The 18,701-nt window shown below is 56.6% G+C and carries 17 protein-coding genes; 7 read left to right on the top strand and 10 right to left on the bottom strand.

The features are described 5' to 3' along the window. Window positions 1-31: 31 nt before the first annotated feature. Window positions 32-2,035 (top strand): hydantoinase/oxoprolinase family protein, encoded by a 2,004-nt coding sequence (locus ACR0A1_RS18835; protein ID WP_480868790.1) that lies wholly within the window; start codon window positions 32-34, stop codon window positions 2,033-2,035. Window positions 2,036-2,059: 24 nt separating this feature from the next. Here the strand turns inward: ACR0A1_RS18835 and msrA are convergent, their stop codons facing one another. Both msrA and msrB read right to left on the bottom strand, forming a co-directional pair. Then, window positions 2,060-2,572, bottom strand: a complete 513-nt coding sequence (gene msrA, locus ACR0A1_RS18830; protein WP_170408742.1) for a peptide-methionine (S)-S-oxide reductase MsrA — start codon at window positions 2,570-2,572, stop codon at window positions 2,060-2,062. Continuing rightward, the gene (msrB, locus tag ACR0A1_RS18825; protein ID WP_170399151.1) at window positions 2,572-3,018 is read right to left on the bottom strand and encodes a peptide-methionine (R)-S-oxide reductase MsrB; all 447 of its coding nucleotides are present in this window, start codon (window positions 3,016-3,018) and stop codon (window positions 2,572-2,574) included. Before msrB ends, msrA begins: the two co-directional genes overlap by 1 nt. A 143-nt stretch (window positions 3,019-3,161) precedes the next feature. On the opposite strand from msrB, the gene ACR0A1_RS18820 reads away from it, so the two are divergent. After that, entirely contained in the window at window positions 3,162-3,683 is a 522-nt protein-coding gene (locus tag ACR0A1_RS18820) for a glutathione peroxidase (protein ID WP_480868788.1), read from the top strand. On the opposite strand, the gene ACR0A1_RS18815 is transcribed toward ACR0A1_RS18820, so the two are convergent. The 7 genes from ACR0A1_RS18815 to ACR0A1_RS18785 all read right to left on the bottom strand — a co-directional run bounded on the left by ACR0A1_RS18815 (window position 3,659) and on the right by ACR0A1_RS18785 (window position 11,162). Next, entirely contained in the window at window positions 3,659-4,546 is an 888-nt protein-coding gene (locus ACR0A1_RS18815; RefSeq protein WP_480868786.1) for a DMT family transporter, read from the bottom strand. The genes ACR0A1_RS18820 and ACR0A1_RS18815 overlap by 25 nt on opposite strands. A 181-nt stretch (window positions 4,547-4,727) precedes the next feature. Continuing rightward, the gene (locus ACR0A1_RS18810) at window positions 4,728-5,564 is read right to left on the bottom strand and encodes a hypothetical protein (protein ID WP_170408741.1); all 837 of its coding nucleotides are present in this window, start codon (window positions 5,562-5,564) and stop codon (window positions 4,728-4,730) included. After that, window positions 5,561-6,124 (bottom strand): hypothetical protein, encoded by a 564-nt coding sequence (locus ACR0A1_RS18805; RefSeq protein ID WP_480868784.1) that lies wholly within the window; start codon window positions 6,122-6,124, stop codon window positions 5,561-5,563. The genes ACR0A1_RS18810 and ACR0A1_RS18805 overlap by 4 nt, the downstream gene beginning before the upstream one ends. Window positions 6,125-6,448: 324 nt before the next feature. Next, a complete protein-coding gene (locus ACR0A1_RS18800) occupies window positions 6,449-6,736 on the bottom strand; it encodes an HU family DNA-binding protein (RefSeq protein ID WP_480868782.1) in 288 nt (95 codons plus the stop codon). A 130-nt stretch (window positions 6,737-6,866) separates the two neighbouring features. Further along, window positions 6,867-8,330: an AMP nucleosidase gene (locus ACR0A1_RS18795; RefSeq protein ID WP_170399140.1), complete on the bottom strand. Its 1,464-nt coding sequence runs from the start codon at window positions 8,328-8,330 to the stop codon at window positions 6,867-6,869. Further along, window positions 8,327-10,129, bottom strand: a complete 1,803-nt coding sequence (ade, locus tag ACR0A1_RS18790; protein WP_480868781.1) for an adenine deaminase — start codon at window positions 10,127-10,129, stop codon at window positions 8,327-8,329. Before ade ends, ACR0A1_RS18795 begins: the two co-directional genes overlap by 4 nt. A gap of 157 nt (window positions 10,130-10,286) precedes the next feature. Next, a complete protein-coding gene (locus ACR0A1_RS18785; RefSeq protein WP_480602844.1) occupies window positions 10,287-11,162 on the bottom strand; it encodes a LysR family transcriptional regulator in 876 nt (291 codons plus the stop codon). Between the two features lie 116 nt (window positions 11,163-11,278). Between ACR0A1_RS18785 and ACR0A1_RS18780 the strand changes: the two genes are divergently transcribed. Beyond that, window positions 11,279-12,034 (top strand): class II aldolase and adducin N-terminal domain-containing protein, encoded by a 756-nt coding sequence (locus tag ACR0A1_RS18780; RefSeq protein WP_480868779.1) that lies wholly within the window; start codon window positions 11,279-11,281, stop codon window positions 12,032-12,034. 24 nt (window positions 12,035-12,058) lie between these two features. Continuing rightward, window positions 12,059-13,045, top strand: coding sequence for a sterol desaturase family protein (locus ACR0A1_RS18775; protein ID WP_170399131.1), 987 nt, complete (start codon window positions 12,059-12,061; stop codon window positions 13,043-13,045). Window positions 13,046-13,111: 66 nt separating this feature from the next. On the opposite strand, the gene ACR0A1_RS18770 is transcribed toward ACR0A1_RS18775, so the two are convergent. Then, window positions 13,112-13,744, bottom strand: a complete 633-nt coding sequence (locus ACR0A1_RS18770) for a class I SAM-dependent DNA methyltransferase (protein WP_480868776.1) — start codon at window positions 13,742-13,744, stop codon at window positions 13,112-13,114. Between the two features lie 88 nt (window positions 13,745-13,832). Here ACR0A1_RS18770 and ACR0A1_RS18765 point away from each other — a divergent pair, with 88 nt between their 5' ends. From ACR0A1_RS18765 to katG, 3 genes are all read left to right on the top strand, one after another. Further along, window positions 13,833-14,690, top strand: coding sequence for an SDR family oxidoreductase (locus ACR0A1_RS18765; protein ID WP_480754891.1), 858 nt, complete (start codon window positions 13,833-13,835; stop codon window positions 14,688-14,690). Between the two features lie 46 nt (window positions 14,691-14,736). After that, window positions 14,737-15,720 carry a glycosyltransferase family 2 protein gene (locus tag ACR0A1_RS18760; RefSeq protein WP_480868774.1) on the top strand — a complete coding sequence of 328 codons (984 nt, stop codon included), beginning with the start codon at window positions 14,737-14,739 and terminating at the stop codon, window positions 15,718-15,720. Between the two features lie 423 nt (window positions 15,721-16,143). After that, on the top strand, window positions 16,144-18,345 hold the full coding sequence (gene katG / locus ACR0A1_RS18755; RefSeq protein WP_480868772.1) for a catalase/peroxidase HPI: 2,202 nt from the start codon (window positions 16,144-16,146) through the stop codon (window positions 18,343-18,345). The last annotated feature ends 356 nt before the right edge of the window (window positions 18,346-18,701 follow it).

The raw sequence follows: 18,701 nt of genomic DNA, 5'->3' as shown, positions 1-18,701 counted from the left end.
ACCCGGTTCTGGCGAACAGATGGAGGACCCGATGGCGTTGGCTTTGGGGGTGGATACGGGCGGAACCTATACGGATGCGGTGCTGATCCGGGATGAGCGCGAGGTGATCGCGTCGGCCAAATCGCTGACCACACGAGCGGATCTAGCGATTGGTGTGGGCCGCGCGGTTTCTGCTGTGCTAGAGACGGCTGATGTGTCTCCGGATCAGATTGGGATGGCATCGTTATCGACAACGCTGGCCACCAATGCGTTGGTCGAAGGCCAGGGCGGGCGCGTGGCGTTGATCTATGTCGGGTTTCGGGAAAGCGACCTTGAGAAACACGGTCTAAGAGAGGCGTTGAAGGGCGATCCGGCTTTGGTTCTGGCCGGGGGGCACAACCATGCCGGGGGTCAGGTCGCCGAATTGGATGTTGCAGGGCTAGAGGCCTTTTTAGACTCACATTCAGGCATTTCCGGCTATGCGGTTGCGGCACAGTTCGCGACCAGGAATCCGGCGCATGAACTGGAAGTGGCGCGCGTGATTTCCGAGCGTACGGGAGCGCCGGTCACGTGCTCTCATCACCTGTCGGCCAAGCTGAATGGGCCAAAGCGTGCGGTGACCGCCGTGCTGAATGCACGATTGATCGGGATGATCGACCGCTTGATCGGGCGCGCGCAGGATCAGTTGCGCGCGCAGGGCATCACCGCCCCAATGATGGTTGTGCGCGGGGATGGCGCTTTGATGAGCGCCGAGCAGGCGCGGGAGCGTCCGATTGAAACGATCCTAAGTGGCCCTGCGGCCTCTATCGTTGGCGCGCGCTGGCTGACCGATGTTGAGAACGCGCTGGTGTCCGATATCGGCGGGACCACGACCGACGTCGCGCTGATCAGAGATGGCAAACCTGCCATCGACCCCGCAGGCGCGCAGGTTGGCGGTTTCAGGACCATGGTTGAAGCGGTTGCGATGCGGACTCATGGTTTGGGCGGTGACAGTCAGGTGCATGTGGTGACCGAAGGCCTAGGCGGCGGTGTCTTCCTTGGGCCGCGTCGGGTGCTGCCGGTGTCGCTGATCGCAGCTGAGGCCCCGGATGTGGTACATGCGGCATTGGATGAGCAATTGCGGGCGACGACTGTAGGTGAACATGACACGAGGTTTGCCCGTCGTGTGCCGGGTATCCCCGCCGATGGGGTCGGGCCGCGTGAATCAGTGTTACTGGACCGGTTGGAGGATCGTGTTGTGCCGCTCAGCAGTCTGTTGCAAACCCGGATGGAGCATGGGGCACTGGGTCGTTTGGTGGATCGCGGGATCGTACAGGTCTCGGGTGTCACCCCTTCGGATGCCAGCCATGCTCTGGGGCGGCTTGCGGATTGGGACTGCTCGGCAGCGCTCAAGGCGCTGGAACTGATGGCGCGTAAGCGGGTTGGATCAGGGGACAGGCTGGCAGTATCGCCTGAAGCGCTGGCTCAGCTCATTGTCGATCAGTTGACGGAACAAACCTCATTGACCTTATTAGAGACTGCTTTTGCCGAGGAAAGCCATGGGTTTGACCAGCCTGCAAGAGATCTGGCCCGGCATGTTCTAACGCAGCGCGGGCTGGCGAAACACCGTGGGTTGTTGGCATTGGATGCCGCGCTGAATGTGGATGTAGTGGGCCTTGGGGCTTCGGCCCCCAGCTATTACCCGGCAGTCGGAGAGCAGTTGCATTGCAAGATGGTCCTGCCTGAGCATGCCGGTGTTGCAAATGCCATCGGTGCGGTTGTCGGGCGGCTGACCCTTCGGCGGGCCGGTTCAGTTACGTCCCCGGCCGAAGGCCGCTATCGGGTACATCTGGAAGAGGGGCCGCAGGATTTCTCGGACTCGAATTCCGCTCTGCAGCTGCTTGAAGAGGTGCTGCGCAACGAGGCTGAGGGCGTGGTGCGCCAAGCAGGTGCCGAGGATATACGCGTGACAGTCGACCGCGATATCCGCACCGCCAAGATTGAGGCGCAAGAGGTATTCGTCGAAGCGTTGATCACGGTTGAAGCGAGCGGACGACCTCGGGTGGCGGTCGGATAGCCCCGCAAGGGGCTACCGCGCATATCATTCTGCCGCACTGGAGCGTTTTGGCAGCACCCAGTCCGGGCGCGGGAAATGGCAGGTGTATCCGTTGGGGATGCGCTCTAGGTAATCTTGATGCTCGGGCTCGGCTTCCCAGAAATCGCCGACGGGTTCGACTTCGGTCACCACATTGCCGGGCCAAATGCCGCTGGCGTTGACATCGGCAATTGTATCTTCGGCCACCTGTTTCTGGGCATCGTCCACATAGTAGATCGCCGAGCGATAACTCATTCCGCGGTCATTGCCCTGACGATTCAGGGTGGTCGGGTCGTGGATCTGGAAAAAGAACTCTAGCAGATCGCGATAGGTGATCTGGGTCGGGTCGAACCAGATTTCGATCCCTTCAGCATGGGTGCCGTGGTTGCGATAAGTTGCGTTTGGCACATCGCCGCCGGTGTACCCGACGCGGGTGCGTGAGACGCCGGGCAGTTTGCGGATCAGGTCCTGCATGCCCCAAAAGCAGCCTCCGGCCAGAACGGCGCGTTCATCGGTCATCAGATATCCTCCACATGGATCAGAAATTCGCCATACCCTTCGGCCTCCATCTCGTCGCGATGGATGAACCGCAGCGAGGCGGAATTGATGCAATAGCGTAGCCCGCCATGTTCGCGGGGGCCATCGGGAAACACGTGGCCCAGGTGGCTGTCGCCGTGTTTCGAGCGGACCTCGGTCCGGATCATGCCATGAGTGGTGTCGCGAAACTCTTCGACATGTTCATGTATGATTGGCTTGGTGAAACTGGGCCAGCCGCAGCCGGATTCGTATTTGTGGGTCGAGGCGAACAACGGCTCGCCCGAGACGATATCCACGTAGATGCCCGGTTCCTTGTTGTTCAACAGCTTGCCAGTGCCCGGGCGTTCGGTGCCGCTGCGCTGGGTGACGTGAAATTCTTCAGGTGAGAGGGCCGCAATGACCTCGGGGTCTTTGGTATAACGGGACATGGATCCTCCGGTGTTTGAATGATGATGTCCTATTTGGGCATAGATGCGCTGGAATCAAAACCATATTACAGCGCGCTCGCGGGTCTGTGCAGTTGATCCAAACGAATGCACAGCGCGTATGATTTATAACAGGAGGTGAAGTGATGTTCCGTATGGCTCTGTTGACTGCTCTGATCTTGTTGGGCAAAGCCCTTCAGGCGGCACCACTGACGGGCGAATTTTCATCAATCGATGGTGGGACAATATCACTGGAAGACTGGCGCGGACAGCCCGTGCTTGTGGTCAACACGGCGTCGCTTTGCGGCTTTACCGGACAATACGCAGCGTTGCAGGAGCTGCACGAAACATATGAAGAACGCGGGCTGGTGGTACTGGCGGTCCCGTCGAATTCGTTCAAACAAGAGCTGGCGTCGTCGAAAGAGGTCAAGAATTTTTGCGAACTAAATTACGACCTTACGCTTCCGATGACGGATATCACTCCAGTGAAAGGTTCGAATGCCCATCCGTTTTATCAAGCTGTTGCTGCGCAGACTGGCTTTGTCCCGAAATGGAACTTTAACAAAGTGCTTATTGGCCCCGAGGGTGAGGTCGTTGCCACCTATGGGTCAAGCACCAAGCCAAATGCGCCTAATTTGATAGATCAGGTCGAGGCGCTGCTGCGCTGACCGGGCTCGCGCGACAGCTGTACGGCAAGAATACCCAGTGTTGTGATCAGAACCCCCACCGCATCCAATGGGCCCAGCTTCTCACCCAGTAAAATGGCGGCGATGGTCACGCCGAATACCGGGTTGAGGAAATGGAACGTTGCTGCACGGATCGGGCCGATGCGATCCAGTAGCAGGAACCAGATGAAAGTTGCCAGAAGGCCCGGGAATAACGTGGTGTAGGTGAAAGCCAGCATAAAAGGCAGTGTGGCGTGGATATGAATAGACTCGAACACCGGGGCGGCGAGAAACAGCACCGCCGATCCGATAAGCATCTGCAGCCCAACCACCATCATGAAGTTACCGCCCGAAGTCGCCCCCCGAACAGCCAAGGTGGCAAAGGTCAGCGCCAGCGCCCCGATTCCGCAGAGCAGAACCCCGAACAGATCGACACCAGCGTTAATCCGGCTACCCATGATTAGCGCGACACCGACAAAACCTGCCAGCAAGCCGACGATGCCCAGCGGGCGCATCCGCTCACCCAATAGCAGCCAGCCGGCTAGGGCTACCAGCAGGGGCATAGTCGAGGCGATAATCGCCGCGACCGAAGCCTCGACTGTCTGCATCGCATAGAAGTTTAGACCCAAATAAAGGGCATTTTGGCAGATTCCGAACAGAATAGTGGCGCGCCATTGGTTGCGAGTCAGGCGCCAGCTTTGCCCCATGGCGCGTGCGATCGCCACGCCCATTAGTCCCGAAATCAGAAATCGCAGCGCCAACGAGAACAAAGGCGAGGCATCGGCAACGATGATTCGCGCCGAGCTGAAGGCCGAAGACCAGATGAGGGCGAAAACAAGCCCCATGGCGATGGCGCGCAGGTCCATTTCGGCCTCCTGATGAAATTCGGGCGACTGTTCCTGATTTTAACATGAGCTGCAAGGACCCATTGCGTCGAATAGCGGGGTCGCCCGATAGTTGGCATCAATGAGCTTGCGCGCAATGAGAATGAGCAGAGCTTTTGTAGAAAAGCGCTGCTCATCATTATGATTCAGCTTGTCGCTTGATTCAGGCGAAAAAGCTAAGATCGTCCATCGAGAACCAACCCGCGTTCTCGACATGGTCATTGGTAATTTCACCTCCCGATGCAACGAACTCGACGTGATCAATATCGCGCCAGTCAAACTCGTGTGTGACGTGATCGAATGTCAGATCGACCTCTGCAGAGTGCACCAGCTCATCGCCATTATAGGCATTGATAGTGACTTGGTTTGCCCAGTTCGATTCAGGTATATACGTGGTGTCCGATCTGGAAGCATTGGCCAAGGAAACGCTGTTGAAGTTGAATTCTTCGCCATCGCTTTTCGAGAAGCCGACAGTTGCCCCCCAGGAATTGAACGCCTCCAGGTCGGGGTCGGGGTTTGAGCCACCGTATTCGTATGGGGTTAGAATACCATCAGTGTTGCTCTGCCCTTTGCTAACACTTGCAATAAATGCACCATTCAGCACCTGATCACTGTCATTGATGCGGGTTCCGTCATTGAAATCCAGCACGAACTCTTCAAGCGGGTCAGGCGCGGTCAGTTCCGGGAAGTATTGGAGCAAGGATTCAGGGATGTCCTCGACCTTTTCATACAAAGAAATCTCTTTCCCGCCTGCGTCTGGATAGCTGGTGACCTTCAATGCCCAAGAAGCACTGTCGTCCCCGTCCAGTTGCAGCACGTCAGAACGTTTTCCATCCGCATAAAGTGTAACGGTTACGTCCCCATTATCTTTCTCCAGCCGACGTTCCGAGATTTGTCCGTCCTGATAGGTGGTCGTGATCGAATCCCAGGATTTCGCTTCCAGCTCATCGGTCTGGCTGATGCTGACGCGCTGGCCATCTGACCAGACCTCGTGTTTCACGACTCCATTGTCATATGTCGTTGTCTTTCAGATTTCTTTCCACTGCCATCAAATGAGGTGCTGATGGTTTCCCACGACTTTATGTCGCTTCCGTCTGTCTGCGTTACGTTGCTATGCTGTCCGTCTGCCCACGTTTCCTGTTTGACAATTCCATTGTCATAGGTGGTCGTCCGTCCGGTTGTCTCTCCGTTGACATCGAAGAACGTGTCGATCCGATCCCAGGATTTGGTTTGTAGAAAGTCCTGAACAGTACTGAAATGACCGGGCGCGAAGGCTTCAACCGTCCGGGCACCATTATCGTTTGTTATCGTGCGGCCTACGATATTGCCCGACGCATCATAGCGTAGAACGATCTGGTCCCAGGGTTTTGCACCGTCTCCGAAAAACCCATCTTGGATGAGAATCTCATTCGGAACACCATTTTGAAAGGTCTCGGTCACGCGGATACTGTCTGGATAAACCGTTCCGCGTTCGGTCATTATGCCATTGGCGTCATAGTCAATGAACCGATTATCAAAGCCCAGTGCCTCTTCTGTTCCGACATAAAATTCCTGACGCAAAACGCCGTCTTCGTAAGTCCCGAAGACCTCGTATCCGGCATCAAAAGTCGTCCGCGTTGCAACGACAACATCGTCTTCAATCGTGTATTGAATGCTCGCCTAGTCGAATTGATTTTCTGTATCAAATTCAGTGGTTTGATATCGTGCCATAAATCGTGATTCCTCAATAATACTTCCCATTAAGCGAGTGGATGAGGAATATGACACAACTATGGCGATAGCGGCAAAAACTCGATATTAATCAGATGCTTACATAACTTATTCAGACAAAAAAAGGGCCGCCCGGTGGCGACCCCTTCGATCTTGCGATCTGTCTTCGGCGAATTAGCCGTTGACGCTGTCTTTCAGAGCTTTCGCGATGGTCATTTTGACCACTTTGTCGGCTTCTTTCTTGAACTGCTCGCCGGTGGCGGGGTTGCGCACCATGCGCTCGGGGCGCTCGCGGCAGTAGATTTTGCCAACGCCGGGCAGGGTGACTGCACCACCGGACGAAACTTCGCGAGTGATCAGGCCGGTCATGGCCTCCAGCGCGGCATTTGCGGATTTCTTGTCAGTTCCCATTTCCTCAGCGAGAGCAGCCACCAGCTGAGTCTTTGTCATAGGCTTTGCCATTTCTTGGTCTCCTTAACGTGCCCGATCTATAGGGCCTCACCGCGTAACTGTAACGGGATATTGTGGCTGAACACAACGAATAGTAGCACTAAAAACCCCAAAAATAGGGGAAATTCGTTGCTTTTTTGCTTCAGAGAAAGGCCGTTTCGTCAAACGAACGCAATTTCCGGCTGTGTAACCGTTCCAGCGGCATTCCGCGCAAGTGCTCCATCGCCCGGATTCCGATCGCCAAATGACGACTGACCTGAGTGGTATAGAACGCCGAAGCCATGCCGGGAAGCTTTAATTCACCATGCAAGGGCTTATCCGAGACGCACAGCAAGGTGCCGTAAGGAACCCGGAACCGATAACCGTTGGCTGCGATTGTTGCACTTTCCATATCCAGCGCAATCGCACGGGACTGGCTGAGCCGTTGCACCGGGCCGGACTGATCGCGAAGCTCCCAATTGCGGTTATCGACCGAGGCGACTGTACCTGTTCGCATGATACGTTTCAGCTCGTAGCCTTCCAACTCGGTTACCTCGGCCACAGCCTGTTCCAGCGCGACCTGGACTTCGGCCAGCGGGGGGATCGGCACCCAGACGGGCAGGTCGTCGTCCAGCACTTTGTCCTCGCGCAGGTAGGCATGTGCCAGTACGAAATCCCCAAGCGCCTGCGTGTTGCGCAGACCGGCGCAGTGGCCGACCATCAACCAGGCGTGCGGGCGCAGAACCGCAATGTGGTCGGTGGCCGTTTTGGCATTCGATGGCCCGACGCCGATATTGACCAGCGTAATCCCAGACCCATCCGCGCGTTTCAGGTGGTAGGTTGGCATTTGCGGCAGTTTAAGGGGCTGTTCCAGTACGGCTTCGGCGTCCGTGATCTCAACATTCCCGGTCGAGACAAAGCTGGTATAGCCGCTGTCGGGATCAGCGAGTTGCGCCCGTGCGTAGCTCTCAAATTCCGAGACATAGAACTGATAGTTGGTGAACAGCACGTGGTTTTGGAAATGGCCGGGGTCAGTCGCCGTATAATGCGACAGTCGTGCAAGCGAATAGTCCACCCGCTGGGCTGTGAAGAGCGCAAGGGGTCCCGCTTCGTTTTCCAGCTCGTGCACGCCATTCACGATATCGTCGTTTGTTGTATTCAGGTCCGGTACATCGAACGCATCGCGCAGAGTGAACCCAGCTGCACCCTGATGCGGCACAACCAGATCCGGGTTATTGGCGACAGCGAAATGGACCGGGATCGGCGTTTCCGAAGCTCCGATTGTGACCGGCTGATCGTGGTTCTTGATCAATAGCGCGATTTGCTGGGTAAGGTAGGACCGGAACAGATCGGGGCGCGTCACTGTCGTGGCGTGCGTGCCCGGCTCGGACACGTGACCGAAGCTCAGCCGGCTGTCGACCTGCGCGTAAGACGAGGTCCTGATCCGGATTTCGGGGTAGAACGCCCGAAACCTCTCGGTAGGAGCGCCGTTCTTAAGTGCATTTGCAAACCTATCGCACAGGAATTTTGTCGCCTGTTCATAGAGCTCTTCCAAACGTGCGACAGCTGCAAGCGGATCGCTAAATTTCTCGGGGTTGGGAACGTCAGGTGTTCGGATAGTAGTCATGCAAGGGGTTCCAGAAGGTCGATCTTTTCGAATATACGTACATCCACCAGCCCAAGGTCCGAGATCCGCAGTTCAGGAATCACAACCAGGGCCAGCAGAGAATGCTGCATATATGCGTTGTTAAGCTGACAGCCGCAGGTCTTCATCGCCTCGACCATTTGTTCCGCTTTGGCGGCAACCTCAGTCGCTGGGTTGTCGGACATCAAGCCTGCGATGGGCAGTTCCACCAAGGCCAGTTCCTCGCCATCGCGAAAGATTGTGATGCCTCCGCCCACTTCGGCCAGCCTGTTCGTGGCCAGCGCCATCTGTTCACGGTCGGTGCCGACAACAATCATATGGTGGCTGTCATGCGCAACGGTCGAGGCCATGGCCATTTTGCCTTGATACCCAAAGCCAGAGACAAAGGCGTTAGTCACACCCCCCGTGGCGCGATGCCGTTCGACCAATGCGATCTGGCACACGTCGCCTTCGCCTTCAACAAGCCCTTCGATAATCGGCAGCTCGGATTTCAACGCTTGCGTTGGGGCCTGATTTTCAACCACCCCGATCACGTTGGCCGTGACACGGTTCGCTCCGGCAGGGGCTGCGATTTCAAAGTCTGTCGAGGTCAACGCATGCCCTAGGTGTACGGTATTTCGCGCCTTAGCGGGCCAGTTCAGATGCGGGCATTCGACCGTTACCGTCTCGTTTTCAGCCACAATCTGACCGCGCGCGACTACGGTTTCGATCGGAAGCTCTACCAGATCAGAACTCAGGATAATGTCAGCGCGCCGCCCGGGTGTGATCGAGCCGATCTCGCGTTCCAACCCAAAATGGGTCGCCGTGTTGATCGTCGCCATTTGCAGCGCAACCAGAGGATCGCAACCACAGGCAATCGCATGTCGCACTACGCGGTTCATGTGTCCGTCATTTACCAGCGTTCCCGAATGGCAGTCGTCGGTGCACAAGATGAAGTTGCGCGGGTCCAGCCCTTTTTCAGTCACCGCAGTAATCTGGCTTTCGACATCATACCAAGCCGACCCCAACCGCATCATTGACCGCATTCCCTGACGGACACGTGCGATGGCGTCTGCCTCGCAGGTGCCCTCATGGTCATCAGCAGGGCCGCCAGCGACATATGCGGCGAAATCAGACCCTAAATCAGGCGAAGCATAGTGCCCGCCAACTGTTTTACCGGCGCGCTGTGTGGCCGCGATCTCTGCCAACATCTTCGGATCGCCATGAATGACTCCGGGAAAGTTCATCATCTCGCCCAGTCCGATGATACCGGGCCAAGACATCGCCTCAACCACATCCTCGGCGGTGATCTCATACCCTGTGGTCTCAAGCCCCGGTGCTGAGGGTGCACAGGACGGCATCTGGGTGAAGATGTTCACCGGCTGCATCAGCGCTTCGTCATGCATCAGGCGTACGCCTTCCAACCCCATCACATTGGCGATTTCATGCGGGTCGGTGAACATCGAAGTTGTGCCATGCGGAATGACCGCGCGGGCAAATTCTGCCGGGGTCAACATACCTGATTCGATATGCATATGTGCGTCGCATAACCCCGGCACCAAATAGCGACCGTGCGCCTCGATGATCTGAGTCTCAGGACCGATACAATGCGCGGCGTCCGGCCCCACAAAAGCAACGCGCCCCGCAGCGATCGCCACGTCATGGTCAGGCAGGGTTTCGCGGCTATGCACATTGACCCAGACGCCGCCACGGATCACCAAATCGGCAGCCTCGCGGCCAGAAGCAACAGCGATGAGACGAGGGGCGGTATCGGGCCAACTTGGGAAGGGAGTGTATTCCATGGCCCAACTTTCCCGAATGCGGCGCAAGGTGCAACCCCCACTATTAAGGTATCATGGAATCATCACAAAACCTGCCATCCGCAGCGCGCCAGCGCTGCCACGCCCAACCAGAGGAGATGCCCAAAGGGCATCAAAGATGGGCGGGAGCGACCCGCGATTAGTTGTGGCGATCGGCTTCAATCTCCGCGCGCAGCCAGTCGACAAACGCCAACGCTCCCGGCGTTTCCTCGGCTTGGGGCGATAGCAATAGATAATAGGCCTCGGGCATAGCAGCGCGATGGTTGAACGGCGCGATCAGGCGGCCTTCTTCAATCAACCGTTTTGCGATCGTGTCGTGGGCTAAACACAAGCCTCCTCCGGCCATCGCAACCGACAGGCTGACCAGATAGGTCGTCGAATAGGTTACCTTGGGTTTTTGCCAAGTTAGACTCTGATCTGTGATCCAACTCTCCCAATTCGACAACAAATTTGAACAGTCGAATAGGGGCTGTTCCTGCAGGGTTTCCAGCGTCACTGGGAAGTCGGGGGCACAGACAGGATAGTAGTGATCTGTTCGCAGCAATTCCGTTCGCACCGTATCGGCCGGGCGCAGCGAATAGCGGATTTCCACCACCGCGCCTTCGGCCATTTCGCGCGGCTCCCAGAGCTCAGTGAAGATATTCAGATGTACATCCGGATGCAGTTCCCGAAACCGGGGTAGGCGCGGAGCCAGCCAGTTGACGGCAAATGTGATGTTGCTCTGGACCTGAACCGCGTTTTGTTGTGCGCCCGTGACGGCTTGTGTCCCCCTTACCAGAGTTCGAAAGGCTTCGCGAACGACCGGCAGATAGGTGATACCAGCTTCGGTCAGCTCCAATGCACGCGGGCGACGTAGGAATAATGGCTGACCCAGATAGCCCTCTAGTGATTTGATTTGCTGGCTGACTGCGCTTTGCGTCATGTTCAAATCCCGCGCCGCCCCGGTGAATGATAAATGACGGGCTGCAGCTTCAAATGTGCGCAGCCAGCCGAGCGGAGGAAGTGATTTCTGCATGCTTATAACTCTGCCAGTAGTTTTACTAATGAACTAGGCTTGTTTTTTTCGTTGGTCAAACGTTTGCGGCGAAGGCACGATTTCCAGAAATCGAATACCCCGTGAAGGAGCCCGGCATGAGCGTTACAAACCTGCGTCCCAACATCGATCATTGGTCCGAACGCGTGGACATGGCCGCCGCATTCCGCTGGACCGAACGGTTGAACATGCATGAAGGGGTGGCGAACCATTTCAGCCTCGCGGTGAATGAAGACGGCACGCAGTTCCTGATGAATGCCAACCAGATGCATTTTGCGCGTATCAAGGCGTCAAATCTGCTGCTGCTTGATGCCAATGACAAAGATGTCATGGATCAGCCCGGTGCACCGGACCCAACGGCTTGGGGGCTGCACGGATCGATCCACCGCCATTGCCCACATGCGCGCTGCGTGATGCACGTGCATTCGATTTTTGCGACGGTTCTTGCCTCGCTGGCAGACAGCACCTTACCGCCGATCGATCAGAACACCGCAACTTTCTTCAATCGCTACGTAATCGATGAAGAATTCGGAGGTCTGGCTTTTGAAAACGAAGGTGAGCGCTGTGCCGCGATGCTATCGGACCCGAAAAAGAAAGTCATGATCATGGGCAACCACGGGGTTTTGGTGATCGGCGACAGTCCGGCAGATGCCTTTAACAGGCTCTATTATTTTGAACGCGCCGCAGAAACGTACATTCGCGCTCTTCAAACCGGGCAACCTTTGCGCGTTCTGTCCAATGAGATTGCTGAGAAAACCGCGCAAGAGCTTTATGAATATCCCGGTCAGGCCGAAGCACATCTACGCGAAATCAAATCTGTTCTGGATGCCGAAGGCTCGGATTACGCAACCTGAAGCGCACTGTTAGGAGTTTCAGCCATGACCGATATGCATGATGCAGAAGCCGCCCGATGGAATTACCGCCCCGAAGGGCCCGTCGGTTTGAACCCTTTGTTCAACTGGCCGCCGCGTCCTGCGGCTATCCTGAACTGGTACAAAGGGGCTTGGCTTCCCCTTACGTCGCTGACGCTTTGCATGGTGATGGCTTTTGCCGCCTATTTCGTGTTTTTACCTCCATTAGAGACCATGCAGAGTTTCGCGCCCGGCTGGATGTTCCGTATCTGGCTGCTGAACATGGTGCCTCAGATCATGATAGCAGGAGGTCTGCATTGGTGGCTTTACATGCGCAAAGGGCAGGGCATGTACAAGAAATTCGACCGGCGTGATCTGACACGTGACAATGGGTCGTTTACCTTTCGAAATCAGGTTTTGGATAACATCTGGTGGACGCTGGGAAGTGCGATGACTGTGGCGACGGTCTATCAGTGGCTGATCTACTGGGCGATGGCGAATGGCTATGCGCCAGTGATAACCTGGGCCGCGGCCCCCGTTTGGTTCGTGATCTGGATGCTTTTCATCCCGATGTGGTCAGGGCTTCATTTCTACTGGGTGCACCGATTGGAACATCACCCGAAACTCTACAAGCACGTTCATGCTGTGCACCATCGTAACGTCAATATCGGACCATGGTCGGGAATATCGAACCACTGGTATGAAAACCTTCTCTATTTCACCACCTACTTCATCCATCTGATTGTACCCTCGCATCCGCTGCATCTGCTGTTTCACGCCTACTTCCAGCAGATCAGCCCGGTACTGTCTCACTCGGGTTTCGAAAAGCTGAAGGCTGGTGAAACGGATGCCGCGCGGGCAGGGGACTTCTTCCACCAGCTTCATCACCGGTATTTCGAGTGTAACTACGGCACATCCGAGATTCCGTTCGACAAGTGGTTCGGCACTTATCACGATGGTTCAGCCGAGGCGACAACACGGACACGGGCTTTCAAGAAGCAGATGTATACTTAGATCACGACGGCGTTCTGCCCCGCCGAGTTCTGCATAGGTCCGTATATGACCTACGCAGAGCTTTGGTCAGGTTTTCTCAAACAATGCGATCAAAGCGACGTCATCTTTGTTGGGGCCGGCGGCAAGATCGCCATAAATCCGAACCTGCGTTAACGATAAGTCTCTGATCTGATCCACCTCGAGGCGGCGGAAGGTATCGGCGAATCCGAGCGCCTCAAAGTGTTTTGCGTTGATCGACAGGGCGAACTGCGCACCATGGCGTGCGACACGCAAGAGCGCTGGCAAAACTTCTGGCCCAAGATGGCCATGGGTGAACGTTCCGGACGAGACGACACCGGCATAGCTGCCGCGTGGAACCGGCAGGCCCTGATTGAGATCGGCTTCGATCGCGTCGCGATAGATATCCTTGCGCATCGCCTCGTCCAGCATTTCGGCGCTGATATCGGTGGCGTCGATCGGACCCACGCCCAACCCGGCCAGAATAGTTCCGCATAACCCCGTGCCCGCGCCTACATCCAATACCGGGCCTTGTCCGCCTGCGCCCACAAAGGCGCGTGCCGTGTGGTTGTGGAGTTGATAATCCTCAAGCGCTGCGAAACTGTCGTCATATTCCCCTGCCCATTCCGCATAAAGGCGCTTGTTCTCCTCGGGCGATTTCAGGGAGTAGGCTGCATGCAAGTCAGGTGTCTTTTTGGTCATTTCTCAATGAATGCGCATCAGAGGATTCGAATCAAGTGCGTCCATCCGGCGCTTGCATCCACGTGCCGGGCAGATCATCAAAGGGACCATGACACAGACACTATTCTCCTTCGGCCACGGCTATTCTGCCCGAGCGATATCGAGGCAACTGGATCCAACCACATGGCGGGTCATCGGAACCACGCGTGATTCCCAGCAACTTGAGACAATCCGCGACTCGGGCGCCGAGCCTTGGGTCTGGCCGGGGGATCGGCCTGATCTGGATGGGGTGACGCATCTGCTTGTCTCTACAGCACCCACAGCCGATGGTGATCCGGTGCTGGCGGAATTGAAGGATGAGATCGCCGCGCGGATCGGACAGTTCAAATGGGTCGGCTACCTGTCGACCACAGCCGTTTACGGGGATCACCAGGGAGGCTGGGTGGATGAGACGACGCCCGCCACACCGACGGCTGAACGTGGCCGTTGGCGCGTGCGTGCCGAGGAGCAATGGGGCGGCATTCCGGGCCTGCCCTTGCATATCTTCCGACTGGCAGGGATTTACGGGCCGGGTCGCGGGCCGTTTTCAAAGCTGAAACGCGGTGGGTTGCGGCGGATCATCAAGCCGGGCCAGGTGTTTTCGCGCATTCATGTTGACGACATTGCACAGGTTTTGATCGCGTCGATGGCCAAACCCAATCCGGGTGCGATCTACAATGTCTGTGATGATGAACCGGTGCCGCCGCAAGACGTGATCGGCTTTGCAGCCGAGCTGCAAGGTCTACCGATGCCGCCTGCCGTTCCGTTTGATGAGGCTGATCTGACTCCGATGGCGCGCAGTTTCTATAATGAGAACAAGCGCGTTCGGAATGATCGGATCAAGGATGAACTGGGCGTCTCATTGCTCTATCCGAACTACCGTGTAGGGTTGGAAGCACTGATGCAGCATCAGAAGGATGCCACTTGATCACCGCGCCTTGCCAAGAAACCGGCACGGATTGTATGGGATTTCGATGAAAGACCGCTCTGTCCCGCTGAACATTACCGTTTCGACCCTGACCCGGCAGCGGCCCGAGATGCTGGCCGCTTTGATTCGAAGCTGGGGAGAGATGAAGCTGCCGCCCGACTGCTCGGTGCGATGTTTGGTGGTGGAAAACGACAGCGCAGCGCTCAGCGAAGGTACCGTGCAGGCAGTAGGGGAGAAGCTGCCTAATGGAGCAAGTCTGAACTATGTCCTTGAGTCCGAACTCGGCATCCCGTTCGGACGCAACCGAGCCGCGCGCGAAGCGTTGGAGAATGGCTCGGATCTGCTCTGTTTTGTCGATGATGACGAGGTGGTGGCGGTCGATTGGCTTGAACGGTTGGTCGCCGGGTATCGCAACAGCTCTGCCGTGCTAATGGGCGCTCCGCTTCGTGCGGCGGGGCCATCGGGGCAGGAGACCGCGATTCAGCGGCTGATGTTGCGCAATATCAGCAATCGTTACCTCGACAAGGAAAACGCGGCTGCAAAGAAAGCCACGTTGAACGGTACCGGTGGCGTGACCATCGTGACAAATAACTGGCTGGGCGAGACACGTCTGTTCAGCGAAACCGGCCTTTGGTTCGATGAAACCATGCGGATGACCGGCGGGACGGATGCAAAGTTTTATGCCGAGACCGTTGCTGCAGGCTTACCGGTCGGCTGGGTGCCCGACGCTTTTGTGTACGAGACCATTCCTCCCGAAAGGTTGTCATTCTGGTATCAGACCGCCCGGGGAAGGGACCAGTCCAACACCCATATGCGCCGTAAGCTTGATCAGAAGCCAACAAAGGCGATCTTGGGGTTTTTGAGCACCCCCTTTCGCTTGTTGGCACTGTTAGGGGCAATCCTTCTGTTTCCGTTCCAACCAGATCGGCGATTGATCCAGATCGCCCGAACGGTTGGGTGGCTTGTCGGGGTATTGGGAATTCCCTTCGGCTATAAATCGGCCCTTTATAAGAAGGTCAGTGGCCACTGAATCTGGGCCGGTCAATCCGTTTTGCGCTAACTCAGTTCAGTCGTTTCATGCGCGGCCATCATCGTAAGCTTATTTGCGTCCACTCTCTCTCGTGCCCGACTTGCGAGGCACGGTGAAGCTTGGTGGTGCAATCGCAATCACGCGCTTCAGGGCCAGGCTGCGCGCAGATGTTCAAGTGATAGCTCTGGATTATCAATATCATCAAAAAACAAAACTTATATGAATGACTTGGATTTGCTAAATCTACACCCAAACAGAAAGAACGAGTCGTTAATGCTATTTCCTACAATGAAGGCAGGGCCGATCTGCGCGATCCCGCGTAACGCCCTTGCCAAGGACGAGCGCAAAAACACTCAAGACCCCTGTTTCTCGTTTCAAAGTTAACCGCGCGACGCACACATCTAGCCAGGACTGGAGATCGATATGGACGGAAGTGATACCCCCAACATGGGCAAATGCCCGGTAATGCATGGCGCCGAGGCCCGGTCCAACCGGGATTGGTGGCCGAACCAACTGAACCTGTCGATTCTGCATCAGCATAGCCCTGCATCGAACCCGATGGGCGAGACATTCGACTATGCCGAAGAGTTCAAGAAGCTCGACCTGAAGGCACTGAAGGAAGACCTCTATGCGCTGATGACGGATTCGCAAGATTGGTGGCCCGCAGATTATGGGCACTATGGCGGTTTGTTCATTCGTATGGCCTGGCACGCAGCGGGCACCTACCGCACGGCAGATGGCCGCGGTGGCGCATCGACCGGCAATCAGCGGTTCGCTCCGCTGAACAGCTGGCCGGACAATGGCAACCTGGACAAGGCGCGCCGTCTGCTTTGGCCGATCAAGCAGAAGTACGGCAACCAGATCTCGTGGGCTGACCTTTACATATTGGCGGGCAACTGCGCGATCGAATCCATGGGCGGTACAACATTTGGATTCTCCGGTGGTCGTGAAGACATCTGGGCACCCGAAGAAGACATTTATTGGGGTGCCGAGACCGAGTGGCTGGCCCCAACCGAGAACCCGCACAGCCGCTATTCGGGCGAACGTGATCTGGAAAACCCGTTGGCCGCTGTGCAAATGGGTCTGATCTATGTGAATCCCGAAGGTCCAGATGGTCAGCCAGATGCCTTGGCTTCAGGTCGCGATATTCGCGACACCTTTGGCCGAATGGCGATGAATGACGAAGAAACCGTTGCTTTGGTTGCGGGTGGTCACACCTTTGGTAAGGCCCACGGCGCGGGTGATCCCGGTCTTGTCGGTCCCGAACCCGAGGCCGCCCCGATGGAGGCGATGGGCTTTGGCTGGATCAACGACTTTGGCAGCGGCAAGGGTGATGATACCACCACCAGCGGCATCGAGGGTGCCTGGACCGCAAACCCGACCAAGTGGGACAACGGTTACTTCGACCTGCTGTTTGGCTACGACTGGAACCTGACCAAGAGCCCAGCGGGCGCATGGATCTGGGAACCTGTTGGGGTCAAGGAAGAGGACATGGCCCCGGCAGCGGGTGATCCATCGAAAAAGGTCAAGACTATGATGACCACCGCCGACATGGCGATGCGCATGGATCCGATCTATGGCCCGATCTCGAAGCGCTTCCACGAAAACCCGGACGAATTTGCCGATGCCTTTGCTCGCGCGTGGTTCAAACTGACCCACCGCGACATGGGTCCGCGTGCGCGTTATCTTGGAGCCGAGGCTCCCAGCGAAGAGCTTATTTGGCAAGACAACGTCCCGGCCGTCGATCACGCGCTTATTGACGACGCTGATGTAGCCGATCTGAAAGCCAAGATACTCGCGACGGGATTGTCTATCTCAGATCTGGTGTCGACCGCATGGGCTTCGGCCTCGACCTTCCGGGGATCGGATATGCGTGGCGGTGCCAACGGTGCGCGCGTTCGTCTGGCCCCGCAGAAGGATTGGGAGGTCAACGAACCGTTGAAACTGTCCAAGGCGCTGGATGCGCTGGAAGGCGTTCAGAAAGCGTTCAATGACGCACAGTCTGGTGGCAAGAAGGTCTCATTGGCAGATGTCATTGTCTTGGGTGGTGGTGCTGCCATCGAACAGGCAGCCAAGGCTGCAGGTCATGACGTTGATGTTCCCTTTAGCCCCGGCCGCACCGATGCTTCGCAAGAGCAGACGGATGTCGAGTCTTTCACGGTGATGGAACCGATGGCGGACGGTTTCCGCAACTACCTGCACAAGGAATACTCGGTTCCGGCCGAGGCCCTGCTGGTGGACAAAGCGCAACTGCTGACGCTGTCGGCACCGGAGATGACCGCGCTTGTAGGTGGGATGCGTGTGCTGGGCACAAACTTTGACGGAACTTCTCATGGTGTGCTGACCGAACGGGTCGGCACGCTCAGCACCGATTTCTTCGTGAACCTGCTGGATATGGGCACCGAATGGAAACCATCCGGTGACGGCGTCTATGAAGGCCGCGACCGCGCAAGTGGTGACGTGAAGTGGACAGGTACCCGCGTGGATTTGGTCTTTGGGTCGAACTCGCAGTTGCGGGCACTGGCCGAGGTCTATGGTCAGGACGACGCAGGCGGCAAATTTGTCTGCGATTTCGTCTCGGCCTGGAACAAGGTGATGAACGCGGATCGTTTTGATCTGAAGTAACCCTATAACCATCGCAGTAAATTGCGCCGCCCGAGGAGAGTCGGGCGGCGTTTTCATGCGCCTGACTCAGGGCGCGTACCAAGCATTGGGTACGATTCTGCCGAGAGACTGTTCTTTCTCTTTCTATAAATCTCTTTTTTGTGAGTTTTCGGGAGGATTTGTTAAGCTAACCTGTTGTTTTTATTAAGGTGAAGAGGAAGGTGGTCGGAAATGTGAAGTTTTTTCAAATTGGGGGTTGCAGGTCCCAGACCTAATCCGTAAATACCCCTTCACCGGCGCTGCTGAGGTGCTGGGACGCGGTGGAAGCTGCGGAGACGCTCGGGAGAGACTGGGGGCATCTGAGGTTTTTGATTGGG

It is taken from the genome of Ruegeria sp. D6, assembly GCF_056534365.1.
Note: the sequence above shows the minus strand (reverse complement) of the source record. Positions and strands in the feature narration are given on the sequence as shown.